Origin of the sequence: Amycolatopsis anabasis (assembly GCF_009765355.1) — a bacterium.
Taxonomy (GTDB): Bacteria; Actinomycetota; Actinomycetes; order Mycobacteriales; family Pseudonocardiaceae; genus Amycolatopsis; species Amycolatopsis anabasis.
Map to the genome: position 1 here is coordinate 159,347 of NZ_VTHK01000004.1, position 12,174 is coordinate 171,520.

13 protein-coding genes are annotated in these 12,174 nt (G+C 65.6%); all 13 read left to right on the forward strand.

Features of this window, described 5'->3' with window-relative positions; all coding sequences use genetic code 11:
- The first annotated feature begins 26 nt into the window (after positions 1-26).
- The 13 genes from FXO23_RS06915 to FXO23_RS06975 all read left to right on the forward strand — a co-directional run bounded on the left by FXO23_RS06915 (position 27) and on the right by FXO23_RS06975 (position 12,073).
- On the forward strand, positions 27-1,670 hold the full coding sequence (locus tag FXO23_RS06915) for a phage terminase family protein (protein WP_218951915.1): 1,644 nt from the start codon (positions 27-29) through the stop codon (positions 1,668-1,670).
- Complete coding sequence (locus tag FXO23_RS06920; protein WP_158881976.1) at positions 1,586-3,070, forward strand: phage portal protein; 1,485 nt, start codon at positions 1,586-1,588, stop codon at positions 3,068-3,070. Before FXO23_RS06915 ends, FXO23_RS06920 begins: the two co-directional genes overlap by 85 nt.
- The gene (locus FXO23_RS06925) at positions 3,070-3,960 is read left to right on the forward strand and encodes a VG15 protein (RefSeq protein WP_158881978.1); all 891 of its coding nucleotides are present in this window, start codon (positions 3,070-3,072) and stop codon (positions 3,958-3,960) included. Before FXO23_RS06920 ends, FXO23_RS06925 begins: the two co-directional genes overlap by 1 nt.
- Positions 3,961-4,016: 56 nt before the next feature.
- A complete protein-coding gene (locus FXO23_RS06930) occupies positions 4,017-4,547 on the forward strand; it encodes a hypothetical protein (RefSeq protein ID WP_158881980.1) in 531 nt (176 codons plus the stop codon).
- 31 nt (positions 4,548-4,578) lie between these two features.
- Complete coding sequence (locus FXO23_RS06935; RefSeq protein WP_158881982.1) at positions 4,579-5,523, forward strand: major capsid protein; 945 nt, start codon at positions 4,579-4,581, stop codon at positions 5,521-5,523.
- Positions 5,524-5,771: 248 nt separating this feature from the next.
- A complete protein-coding gene (locus FXO23_RS06940) occupies positions 5,772-6,149 on the forward strand; it encodes a Gp19/Gp15/Gp42 family protein (RefSeq protein ID WP_158881984.1) in 378 nt (125 codons plus the stop codon).
- Positions 6,146-6,502, forward strand: coding sequence for a hypothetical protein (locus FXO23_RS06945; protein ID WP_158881986.1), 357 nt, complete (start codon positions 6,146-6,148; stop codon positions 6,500-6,502). The genes FXO23_RS06940 and FXO23_RS06945 overlap by 4 nt, the downstream gene beginning before the upstream one ends.
- Positions 6,502-6,801 (forward strand): DUF5403 family protein, encoded by a 300-nt coding sequence (locus tag FXO23_RS06950; protein ID WP_158881988.1) that lies wholly within the window; start codon positions 6,502-6,504, stop codon positions 6,799-6,801. The genes FXO23_RS06945 and FXO23_RS06950 overlap by 1 nt, the downstream gene beginning before the upstream one ends.
- Before the next feature lie 9 nt (positions 6,802-6,810).
- Complete coding sequence (locus FXO23_RS06955) at positions 6,811-7,224, forward strand: hypothetical protein (RefSeq protein ID WP_158881990.1); 414 nt, start codon at positions 6,811-6,813, stop codon at positions 7,222-7,224.
- A 33-nt stretch (positions 7,225-7,257) separates the two neighbouring features.
- Positions 7,258-8,160, forward strand: a complete 903-nt coding sequence (locus FXO23_RS06960; RefSeq protein WP_484476992.1) for a phage tail tube protein — start codon at positions 7,258-7,260, stop codon at positions 8,158-8,160.
- Positions 8,161-8,245: 85 nt separating this feature from the next.
- A complete protein-coding gene (locus FXO23_RS06965; RefSeq protein ID WP_158881992.1) occupies positions 8,246-8,620 on the forward strand; it encodes a phage tail assembly protein in 375 nt (124 codons plus the stop codon).
- The gene (locus FXO23_RS06970) at positions 8,572-9,033 is read left to right on the forward strand and encodes a D site-binding protein (protein WP_158881994.1); all 462 of its coding nucleotides are present in this window, start codon (positions 8,572-8,574) and stop codon (positions 9,031-9,033) included. The genes FXO23_RS06965 and FXO23_RS06970 overlap by 49 nt, the downstream gene beginning before the upstream one ends.
- The gene (locus FXO23_RS06975) at positions 9,011-12,073 is read left to right on the forward strand and encodes a phage tail protein (protein WP_158881996.1); all 3,063 of its coding nucleotides are present in this window, start codon (positions 9,011-9,013) and stop codon (positions 12,071-12,073) included. The genes FXO23_RS06970 and FXO23_RS06975 overlap by 23 nt, the downstream gene beginning before the upstream one ends.
- Positions 12,074-12,174: the final 101 nt, after the last annotated feature.

The window sequence follows — 12,174 nt, forward strand, 5'->3', positions numbered from 1 at the left end:
CGGACCTTCTGCCAGCGCCCGCGCACGTGACCGGGCCGACCTGGCGGCGGCTCAAGTCCGGTGGCTTCTGGCTGCCCGAGCACAGCCTTGGCTGGGGCGTCATCAACTGGATGGCCGCCTGGCTGCGTCATCCCGAAGACCTCGACAAGCCGTTCCTGCCGACGCTGGAGCAGGCCCGCTTCCTCGTCTGGTGGTACGCCTGCGATGAGCGGGGCCGGTTCGTCTACCGGTCCGGCATCCTCCGCAGACTCAAGGGCTGGGGGAAAGACCCGCTCGTGGCCGCCATGTCGCTCGCTGAGCTGTGCGGACCGGTGGCCTTCTCCCATTGGGACGCAGACGGTAAGCCGGTCGGCAAGCAGCGGTCCGCCGCCTGGATTCAGGTAGCGGCGGTCTCGCAGGACCAGACCAGGAACACGTTCGCGCTGTTCGCGCCGCTCGCTTCGCCGAAGCTCGTCGAGCAGTACGGCCTGGACCTGAACAAGACGATCATCTACAGCCGCGACGGCGGGATGATCGAAGCGGTTACCAGTTCGCCCCTCGCTCTCGAAGGTAAGCGCCCGACGCTGGTCATCATGAACGAAGTTCAGTGGTGGGTTGAGTCGAACTCGGGCCACGACATGTACTCGGTCATTGAGGGCAACGTGACCAAGCGCGCGGGCAACGGCGCGCGGTATCTCGCGATCTGCAACGCCCACCGGCCCGGCGAGGAGTCCATCGGTGAGCGGCTCTGGGACAACTACCTGGCCGTGCAGGGTGGCCAGGCCATCGACACCGGCATCTTGTACGACGCTCTTGAAGCCCCGGCGGATACTCCGGTCTCCGAGATCCCGAACCCGGATGTCGACCCCACGGGGTTCGAGGCCGGAATCGAGCAGCTCCGCCGAGGACTCGAAGTTGCCCGTGGCGATGCGACGTGGCTGGACCTGGGCTCGATCATCGCGTCCATTCTGGACATCAACAACCTGGTCTCCGAGTCACGGCGTAAGTACCTGAACCAGGTCAACGCCAGCGAGGACGCCTGGGTCGCCCCGCACGAGTGGGACCGAGCCCACTCCGCCGTCGAACTCCAGCCGGGCGACCGGATCACGATGGCGTTCGACGGCTCCAAGGGCGGCGACTGGTCCGCGCTCGTGGCCTGCCGGGTGGACGACGCGGCGATCATCCCGCTGAAGGTCTGGAACCCCGAACTGTACGGCGGGGAGGTCCCCCGCGAAGACGTGGACGCGATGGTCCACTGGGCCTTCTCCCGCTTCGAGGTCGTGGCCTTCCGGTCCGACGTCAAGGAGTTCGAGGCGTACGTAGACCAGTGGGGCCAGAAGTACAAGAAGAAGCTGAAGATCGACGCCATCCCCGGCAAGCCGATCGCCTTCGACATGCGCGGCTCCGACAACACGGCCGTCCGGAAGAAGTTCGCGCTCGACTGCGAGCGATTCCTTGACGCACTGCTCGAAGGCGAGCTGACCCACAACGGGGACAAGGTGCTGCGGGCGCACGTGCTGAACGCGCACCGGCACCCGACCAACTTCGACGCGATCACCATCCGGAAGGCATCGAAGGACAGCGCCCGAAAGATCGACGCTGCCGTGTGCGCCGTGATGGCCTACGGCGCAAGGCAGGAATTCCTCATGAGCAAGAAGAACCGGAGCAGAAAGGCGGTGGTCATGCGATGACGGCGTACAACGACATCGCCAACGACATGGCCAGCCGCCACGGCCGGGACAAGACCGCCCTCGAAACGGACCGGAGCTACTACGACTCGACTTACCGCGTAACCGCGATCGGCATCGCGACCCCGGAAGAGATGCGCCAGCTACTCGCGCACATCGGGTGGTCGCGGTCGTACCTGGACGCCATCGAGGAGCGGCTCGACCCCGAGGGCTTCCGGCTGGCCGGGCGGTCCAAGGCGGACAAGCGGCTCTGGGACTGGTGGGAAGCCAACAACATGACCGTGAACGCGGGCATGGGGATGCTGGAGGCCCTCATCCACGGCCGCGCGTACGGCACGGTCGCGGCCCCGGACCCGGCCGACGACTTGGCCGACCCGGACGCCCCGGTTCTCAGGATCGAGTCGCCCAGGTCGCTCATGGTCGACACCGACATCGTGACCGGCCGCGTGAAGAAGGCCCTCCGGCTCTACACCGAGTCCGACGCGGCGCACGCCGAGCGGGCAACGCTGCTGCTGCCGAATGAGACCGTTCTCCTGAAGCGGTCCGGCGCGAACGGTCCGTGGATGGTCGACCGCCACGTTGAGCACAACCTGAACCGCGTCTTGGTGGTGCCGATCGTCAACCGAGCCCGGCTGACGCTGCCCAAGGGCGAATCCGAGATCACCCCGGAACTTCGCAGCATCTCGGACACCGCCGCCCGGACCATGATGAACATGCAGGCCGCCGCTGAGCTGATGGCGGTGCCTCAGCGCCTGCTGTTCGGCGTGGCACAGGAAGCCTTGGCGGCCAACCCGGAAAGCCCGGGATCGGTCCTTGAGGCGTACCTGGCGCGGATCATCGCCGTGGAGGACCCCGAGGCGCACGCGATGCAGTTCGCCGCCGCCGACCTCCGCAACTTCGTCGAGGTGCTCGGCGAGCTGGCGAAGCAGGCCGCGTCGATCACCGGCCTCCCTCCGCAGTACCTCTCGTTCGCGTCGGACAACCCGAGTTCGGCCGAGGCAATCCGGTCATCGGAATCCCGGCTGGTGAAGAAGTGCGAGCGGAAACAGCGCGTCTTCGGTTGGGCGTTCGAGGAGATGCTCCGGCTCGGGATGCTCGTCATGGACGGCAAGATCTCGAAGCCCGCCCGGCGGCTAGAGACCATCTGGCGCGATCCGGCCACGCCGACGTTCGCCAGCAAGGCCGACGCTGTTGTCAAGCTGGCCAGCGCGCAGACCCCCGAGGGCAAGCCGATCATCCCGGTTGAGCGTGCCCGTATCGACCTCGGCTACAGCGACGAGGAGCGCCGCGAGATGGAGGCGTGGGACAACCAGAGTCCGAACGGCCGTCTGTCCGCTCTGTACGCGCCTCAGGTCCAGGAGACCACGGCGCAGCCGGACGCCCCTGAAGCTGAGGCCGCGTAATGGAGCTGGAGGAGTACAGCGCACAACAGCAGGCGATCACCGCCGCTCTGGTCGCCTTCATCCTCCGGGTGTTCAGCCCCTACCGGTACGCGAGCTTGTCGAAGGTCGGCTGGCTGTCTCTGCTCCGGTTCGTGTATCCGCAAGTCGAGCACGCCCGGATGCAGGCGGCCATCCTCGGCCGGAAGTTCTACGACGCTCAGCGAGCCCAGCACACGAACGAGGCCGGACGGCACGATTCGCTCCTTCCGTCGTACAAGTTCGCATGGTTCGTGGAAGACATGGAGCCCGAGCGGGCGGCGATGATGAAGCCAGGCGCTTCCGAGTCTGCCGTCTCGAGAGTGGGGCTTCGTGCGGCCAAGGTCGTGGAGAACGGAGGCCGGAGAAGCGTGCTCCGGGCCGTGGAAACCGATCCGTTCACGGTGCGCTGGGCGCGAGTCGCGACCGGCCGGGAAACGTGCGCCTTCTGCTTGGCCCTCATCTCCCGAGGCCCCGTATACCTGTCCGCAGACACGGCCGGGCTGGACCTGGACGACACGTCAGCGACTCAGCTCTTTCAGCGATCGCTCGGCATCGGCGAATCTGCCCGGCTCGCCGCCAAGGAGTTGGACGAGTCGATGACCGAGTGGCACACGGGCTGTGATTGCAAGGCCGTCCCCGTCTTCGACCGGACCAACTGGCCGGGCCGAGACGAATGGAAGCGTGCCGAGTCGGTCTGGATCAAATACAGCAAGCTCGTCGACAACGACCCCGAGTTGCTGAACCCGCAGAACGGGAATCAGCACACCAAAGGTAAGCGGTCGTGGTCTCGCAGCGAAGCAATCATCGCCGCAATGCGTCGAGGCATAGAACAAGGCGACCTCGACATGCGCGACTACGCAGCCGCCGCGTAGCCGATTTCATTCTCAGCGCCCCGGGGGGCGCTTTCTTCGTGCCCAGGAGGCAACCCATGGACAACATCCCCGCCGAAACCGCTGCCCAGAACGAGCCCGCCGAGAGCGCGCAGCCGACCGGTACCCGGGCCAGGCCCGAGGACACCAAGCCGGACGAGCTGCCGGAGTGGGCGCGCGAGCAGCTCACCAAGGCCAACAACGAGGCCGCCAAGTACCGCGTGCAGGCGAAGGAGGCCGCCGAGAAGGCGAAGACCGAAGCCGCTGGGGAGTTCGGGGCCAAGCTGGAGGAGTTGTCCACCTCGAAGGCGGCGCTGGCCGCCGAGCTGGAAAGCGCCCGCCTGGGACTGGTCAAGCTCCAGGCGGCTCTCTCGGTAGGGGTTCCCGGCGAATCCGCTGCCGAGTTCGCAGATCTCCTCAAGGGCACGAACGAAGACGAGATCAAGGCCCACGCGGAGAAGGTAAAGGAGCTTTTCGGAGCTTCGAAGAAGTCAGATCGTCCGGTTGACCCCTCGCAGGGTGCCTACGGCTCGGAGAAGTCCGACCCGGGGCCGGGGCTTTCCCGCCTGCTGAGCGCGTACCAGAGCTGACTTCGCCAACCCATTCTAGGAGTAGCAACTAATGGCACTGACTCTTTCCGAGGCTGCGAAGCTGTCCACGGACGACCTTCAGCGGGGCGTCCTGGAGACCTTCGTCCAGGCTTCTCCGGTTCTGGACCGGATTCCCTTCCTGACCATCCAGGGCAACGCGTACGCGTACAACGAGGAAGCGACCTTGCCCGGCGTGGAGTTCCGTAACGTCAACGAGGCGTACAGCGAGTCCACCGGTACGGTCAACCAGAAGTCCGAGGCGCTCGTGATCCTCGGTGGCGACGCGGACGTTGACACGTTCATCGTCAAGACCCGGGGCAACCTGAACGAGCAGCGGGCCATTCAGACCGCGATGAAGGTCAAGGCGCTGTCCTACAAGTTCCAGGACCACTTCATCAACGGCGACACCGCCGTGGACCCGAAGGGCTTCGACGGCCTGAAGAAGCGCCTCACCGGCGCGCAGGTCATCGACGCGGGCACCAACGGCCTCCCGATCATCGGCAACGGCTCGACGGACCCGCTGGTGTTCTTCGACAAGCTGGACGAGCTGATGGCGGCCGTCCCGGGCGCTGACGTCCTGTACGCCAACGCGGCCGTGATCGCCAAGCTCAAGAGCGCGGGCCGCCGCGTCGGTGGCGTCGATCTGGTCCGCGAAGACCTGACCGGCAAGCGCGTGATCACCTGGAACGGCGTCCCCGTGCTCGACCTGGGCCAGACCCCGGCGGGTGCGGACATTCTGCCGCGCACCGAGACGCAGGGCTCCGCGAGCAACGCCAGCTCCATCTACGCGGTGAAGTTCGGCCGCGCCGAGGGCGACCAGGCCGTGACCGGCCTGACCAACGGCGGCGTGGACGTGCGCGATCTCGGCGAGCAGGACGTCAAGCCCGTGTACAGGACTCGTATCGAGTTCTTCACCGGCCTGGCCGTGTTCGGCGGTAAGGGCGCTGCGCGCCTGAAGGGCGTTCTGGCCGCGTGATGCGCTGCGCCTGTGGGTCGGATTGGTTTCTGGTACAGAAGCTCGTCCGGCCCGCTGGGCTGCCCGTCGAACCCCAACGGGTCGAACTGGCCGACCGCGAACCCCCGCGCTACGTCTACCACTGCGCGGACTGCGGAGTTCCGTTCGGACAGAAGCAAGCCCAGCCGACGCCCCCAGAAAACTCCCAGCCGAAACGACGCGGCCGTCCCCCGAAGACCGCCCAGACCGAAGAGTGAAGGTGGTGACAGATGGCGTACGCAACCGCGTCCGATGTCGCCAGCCGTTTTCGGGTGCTCGACGCCGATGAGACGACCATCGTCAACACCCGGCTCGCCGACGCCGAGCGGATTCTGAAGGCCCGCATTCCCGACCTCGACGCGCAGATTGTCGCTGGCACGATCGACCAGGACAACGTGAAGATGGTCGAAGCGGACATGGTGCTCCGGCTCATCCGCAACCCAGACGGCTACACCACGGAGACCGACGGGAACTACTCGTACACGATCTCCGCACAGGTCGCCTCCGGCGTCCTCGAAGTGCTCGGCCGCGAATGGGCTCTCCTCGGGATTCGAGGCGGCGTGTACAGCATCAAGCCGTACATGCGGATGCCCTGGGAGGCTCGATGAGCCTCCTTGATCGTTGGAACGAGGACATCGTGATCTACCCCGAGGAGACCTGGACGGACTCCGATGGGAACATGATGACGCGCCCGGCCGCCGTGGGCATCCCGGCCAAGGCGATGATCCGCGTGGCCGCCCAGTCCGGCACGAGCGCTCGCCGGGCCGAGCAGGACAACGAAGGCTTCGAGACCGAGGCCGTCTATGTCATGCGGATTCCCGAGTGGTCGTACGCGGAAACCCTGGGCGCGCAAGCGCGAATCGAGTGGCGCGGAGGCTACTGGGCGATCATGGGCGACGCGATGATCTACCACGGCTCCCGCCGGACCAGACACACCCAGTACACGATCCGGCGGTCCTGATGCCGCGTATTCAGCTCATCGGACAGCGCTCGGTCAACAAGATCGTGTCCCATCAGCCCGAGGTCCGCGCGGCCGTCCGCTTCCACGCGGAGCGGCTCGGCGCGAAGGCGGAAAGCCTTCTCGACCCCCACCGCAAGACCGGCAACGCACACATCGAGGTCGAACACCACGACGTCGACTCGTTTGTGTGGCTGGTCGACGAGGCCGCCCGGCACATCGAATACGGCCACGTCCACAACATCACAGGTGAATGGGTCGAGGGCCTCTACATCATCCACAAGGCCGCTGGACTGGTTTAAGGAGGCCCGATGGTTGACCGACGACTGCCACGGGTCCAGGAAGTCCTCTTTCCTGTTCTCCGGGCGCAGTTCCCAGGCGTGACATTCACGTCCTGGTACGCCGACGTAGACCACCGCACGTACCCATTCGTGAACGTTCGCCGTCTCGGCGGCCTCAGCAAGGACGCGAAGCGACTGGACAAGCCGGTCATTGAGATGACCGTGTACACCCGGTATGGCCTTGTGGCGGCCGAAAACCTGTACCTCGACGTCCGAGAAGTCATCTGGGACATGGTGAGGAACCAGACGGTCACTCCCGCCGGTTACCTCCACTCATTTTTCGAAACGATGGGGCCGACCCCGTTCGACTCGGGCATTGACGACACCTGGCGCGTTCAAGGTCTGATCCAACTCGGCGTCAGGCCGCCCCGACTCGCCGCGTGACTTTACGACGGCGTATTCCTGGAGTAAAACCAAATGGCACTTAATGACGCTGCGGTGATTACCGCCGCAACGGGGTACGTCTTCACTGCCCCGGAAGGGACTGCCCCGCCGACCCCGGCGGCGATCAGTTCCTTCGACCCGGCCTCCTTCGGCTCTGAGGTTCAGACGGTCGCCGTCACGGGCGGTCCGACCGGCGGCACGTTCACGCTGAGCCTCGGCGCTCAGACCACCTCGGCCATCCCGTACAACGCCACCCCGGCCCAGGTGCAGGACGCCCTTGAGGCGCTGTCCAACATCGGTGAGGGCAACGTCGCGGTTGCCGGTGGTCCACTGCCGGGCACGGCCGTCACCGTGACGTTCGTGGGCGCTCTGGCGGGCGCGTCTCAGACGCTCATGACCGGCTCGGCGACCGGGCTTACCGGCGGGACCTCCCCGGCGATCAACGTCACGCGGACGACCACCGCGACCGGCTGGAAGAACATCGGCCACACGAGCGCCGAAGACCTGCCCGAGTTCGGTTTCGAGGGCGGCGACACCGAAACCAAGGGCACCTGGCAGAGCCGGGTCTTGAAGACGGTGACGACCGAGGCCGCGAGTGACTACGTCACCTTCAAGGTTCACCAGTTCGACGAAGAGAACCTCGGGCTGTACTACGGCACCGCCAACGGTTCCAGCACCGTGGGCGTGTTCCGGGTCAAGAAGCCGTCCACCTCGGCGGTTCGCCGGGCGCTGCTGATCGTGATCGTCGACGGTGACGTGACGCTCGGGTTCTACGCGCCGAAGACCGACATCAAGCGAGACGACGCGATCGAGCTGGCCACCGACGACTTCGGTGCGATGCCGCTTCGCTCGACCTTCCTCCAGTACATCCACCCCAGTGAGGGCGAGATCTACTTCGACTGGATCAGCGAGGACACCGGGGTCAACCCCACCTAATGACCGGGGGCGTGGTTTTCCTGGCGGACCTTCCACGCCCCGCCTTCTCCATTCGGTCCGCCTGCTTTACCTGAAAGGTTCGCCAGTGACCAACTCGTTTTCGCTTGACGATCTCCGGGAAGACCTCGACCGAGAGTTCGCCCCGTGCACACTCACCCTCGGCGGTGAGGAGATCGTCCTCCGGAACCTGATGCGCCTTCCCGAGAAGGAACGAACCGAGGTTCTCGGCGCGCTCAAGGAGGTCGAGGCCCTGGACATCGAGTCCGAAGAGGCCCAGACCGAAGAGGACCTGAACAAGATGTCCGCCGCCCTAGATCGAGTCCTGGGGACCGTGGCGGCAGAGGGCAAGGGCAAGAAGCTCGTCCAGGCGATCGGCGGTGACGTGCTGCTGGGTATGAAGGTGCTGGAGCGGTGGACGGAGGCGACGCAGCCGGGGGAAGCGCAGAACTCGCCCGCTTGATCGACAAGTGCGGCGAGGCACTCCTAGCTGACTTCCAGCACCACTACCAGATCGACCTCAGAGACGTGCTCAGGCCCGGAAGCGGACTATCCCCGCGCCGGGCTCTTGCCCTGGTCCGCCAGCTCCCCCTTGAATCCGCAACCGTCGCCGCGCTGCGTGGAGGCCCGGAGTTTCGCGGGTGGGGTACCGACCGCTACCTGCTGGCCATGCTGATCGACGCCGTCAACGACAACACGTTCGCGTTCATCTCGGCCAACAGCAAGCGGAAACCCCAGCCGCCCAAACCGGTTGAGCGTCCAGGGAAGGCCGCGCAGAAGAACACCAATCCGAACTCGTTCCGGGCTATCGCCAAGGCCAAGCTCGCGGCGCTGAAGAGAAAGAAGGGCGGGAATGGCGAAAGGCCCGGGAACTAAAGGCACGATCGGCAAGGTCGGCGTCCGCGTCGTTCCCGAGAGCGAGCGCTTCCGCGAGGAACTCCGCGCCCAACTCGAAGCCGCGCTGAAGGGCTTCAAGGTCAAGATCCCTGTGGAGCTTGACGTCCAGGGGGCTAGCGTCGCAGCCGCCCGGCTGCGAACTGCGATCGAGGGCAACCCGATCAAGCAGAAGGTCGGCATCGATACGCAGTCGTTCAACGTCGCTTCTCGGAGCATCGCCCGGATGCGATTCCCGTTGACCGGCATCGGCAAGCTGATCGACAGCATGGCGCAGGGCCTTCGCAACGCTGGCAGCTCCGCCGACCGCTTGGCCCGGAGCCTGGTCAACACACGGCGTCAGATCGTCTCGGCGGTCTCCCAGACCGCCGTGTGGGCCGGGCAGATGCTCCGGCACGTCCTCACCGTGGAGAACGCGTGGCGAGCCTGGGTCGGCCTGGCACGGGCAATCGCGGCCGTCGATGCCGCGATCATGAAGATCCCGAGCTTGGCACTGCTCGCACGCGACCTCGCGCTTGCCGGGGCATCCGCCGCGAAGCTGGCCGGTCTCCACGTTGGCGGCTTCTTCCAGGCCCTTGTCCGAGGCTCCACGTACGCGAACCTCTTCTACCGGTCGATGGAGCGCGTCGCCGTCTTCGGCGCACGGACGGCCGACTCCTTCGACCGGCTTCGCCGGATCAAGCTTTCCGACGTCGCCAACGGCGTCAAGAACCTGGCCACGCACGCGGCCAACGGCGTCCGGCACATCGGCCGCCTCGGCGTCACGATGGGTCGCACCTTCAGCCGGGGCGTCGGCAAGTCCATCGACGGTGTTGTGACCGGCATCGGCCGGTCCATCCGAAACGGACTCTCCGGCGCGTCCAACATCCTCGGCAACGTCGCGCAGGGCTTTACCAAGATCTCGACCACGTCGATGATCCTCGGTGGCCTGATGGCGGTCATCGCTCCGGCCGTCGCGCTCGTTGCCGGTCTGCTGGCCGGGCTGCCGTCCCTCCTTCTCGCGATCGGTGCCGCCGCCGGGGTGGTCTACCTCGGCTGGGACGGGGTCAAGCGCGCGTTCGGTGACTTCAAGGACGCGATTGGCGAGATCAAGCACGACGTAGCCGACGTCTTCGAGCAGGGCCTAACGCCCCAGTTCCAGGCCCTCGGCCAGGTCGTCATCCAACTGAAGCCGCAGATACTTGAAATCGCCCGAGCCCTGTCGACTTTCATGCAGGGCTTCACCAACGTCTTCACCTCCGTCAAGGGGATGGAGCAGCTACGGACGATCCTCCAGAACACGGCCCAGTTCTTCACGGCCCTACAGCCGATGGTCGAGGCATTCTTCAAGGCGTTCCTCACGCTCGGCGAGGCCGGTTCTCGATCGTTCGGGACCTTGGCCCAGGTCCTCAACAACTTCGCCATCACGTTCAACGCCATGGTCGACCGGCTGAACCAGACCGGCGCACTCAAGGCCGCCTTCGAGGGCCTGGCCCAGGTGACCGGTTCGCTGCTCGGCTTCTTCGTTCGCCTCTTCGAGGTCGGCGTACAGGCCATGGGACAGCTCGGCGATCCACTCGCGACCCTGATCAACGGGTTCGCCAACGCGTTCATCGCGCTGATGCCCGCGCTCACGGCGTTCTCGTCACTCGTCGCGAACGTCCTCGGCGCGGTCTTCGAGGCGATCACTCCCGCGATCTCCGCGCTGACCCCCGCGTTCACCATGCTGGCCAGCACGGTGGGAACGCTACTCGTCGGCGCGATCCAGGCCGTAGCGCCGATCCTGTCCGCGCTGGCGCAGATCATCGGCCAAGTTGTTCTGACCGCCCTACAGGCGATTCAGCCCTACCTGCCGCAGATCGTGACCTTCATGACGCAGCTCGGCCAGACCGTTGGCCAGTTCCTCACCGCCGCGTTCATGAAGCTGACGCCGTTCTTGGGCATGGCGGCCGACTTCCTCGGCAAGGTGCTCGAAGCGGTTATGCCGCTGCTGCCTGCGATCCTTCAGCTTGTCCAAGCTGGACTGGACGCGCTGCTCCAGATCATGACCCCGCTGATCCCGCCGCTGCTCCAGCTCGCCCAGGCGATCATGCCCGTGCTGGTACAGGTCATCCAGGCGTTGACTCCGGTCATCCTCCTGGCGGTCGACGCACTGACTCAGTTGATGCCGATCTTCGCGGACGTCGTCAACGCGATCACCTCGGCGGTAATGCCGGTCTTCAACGGCATTCTCCAGGTGGTCAAGGACGTCTTCCCCGGAATAAAGGACATCATCGACGGCGTCCTCAAGGTGATCACCGGGATCATCAAGACAGTCCTCTCGATCATCAAGGGCGACTGGTCCGGTGCCTGGGACGGGATCAAGCAGATCCTCAGTGGAGCCTGGGACGCGATCAAGGGCGCGATCAAAACCGGGTTCGACTTCGTGGTGTCGTTCTTCAAGAACGTGCCCGGGAAGATCCTGGAAGCGCTCGGCAACCTCGGCGGCCTCCTGTGGGACGTCGGGAGCGACCTGCTGAAGGGCCTGTGGAACGGCATCAGCAGCGCCGGAAAGTGGCTGCTGCAAAAGGTCGGCGAGTTCTTCGGGAACCTGCTGCCCGGCTGGGTCAAGCGAATGCTCGGCATCGCCTCGCCCTCACGCGTGTTCGCCGCCATCGGCCGGTGGATTCCGCCCGGCCTCGCTCAGGGCATCGACAGCACGGCCAACCAAGCCGTGACCGCCACCCGAGACCTGGCCAGCCGGGTTGTCGACGGCTTCTCCCTCAACGGGGACGCCAGGGCCTACGGCAAGGCCGTCACAGCGGAATGGGCGAAGGGGATCTCTGACGGAACCCCCGCCGCGATGTCCGCAGTGGACGGAATGTCCAGGCTCCTCAACAAGACCGCGACAGCGGAATGGGAGGGGCTCATCAAGTCCGAGGACTTCGGCTCCATCGGCGACAAGGTTGCAGAGGCGCTCGAAGGCTGGAGTGTCCAGGTCGACAAGTTCGGCCAGGCACGCATGGTCAGAAGCGCTGAATCCCGGAACAAGTTCGGAAGGTAACGATGGCAGACACACCTGTCTTCTGGCTCGGGCCGCTCGGCCGCATGGTCCCTCTGGCGTGCCCAGAGCCCGGCCTGGACGTCTCGCTCCAGAGGCAGGCT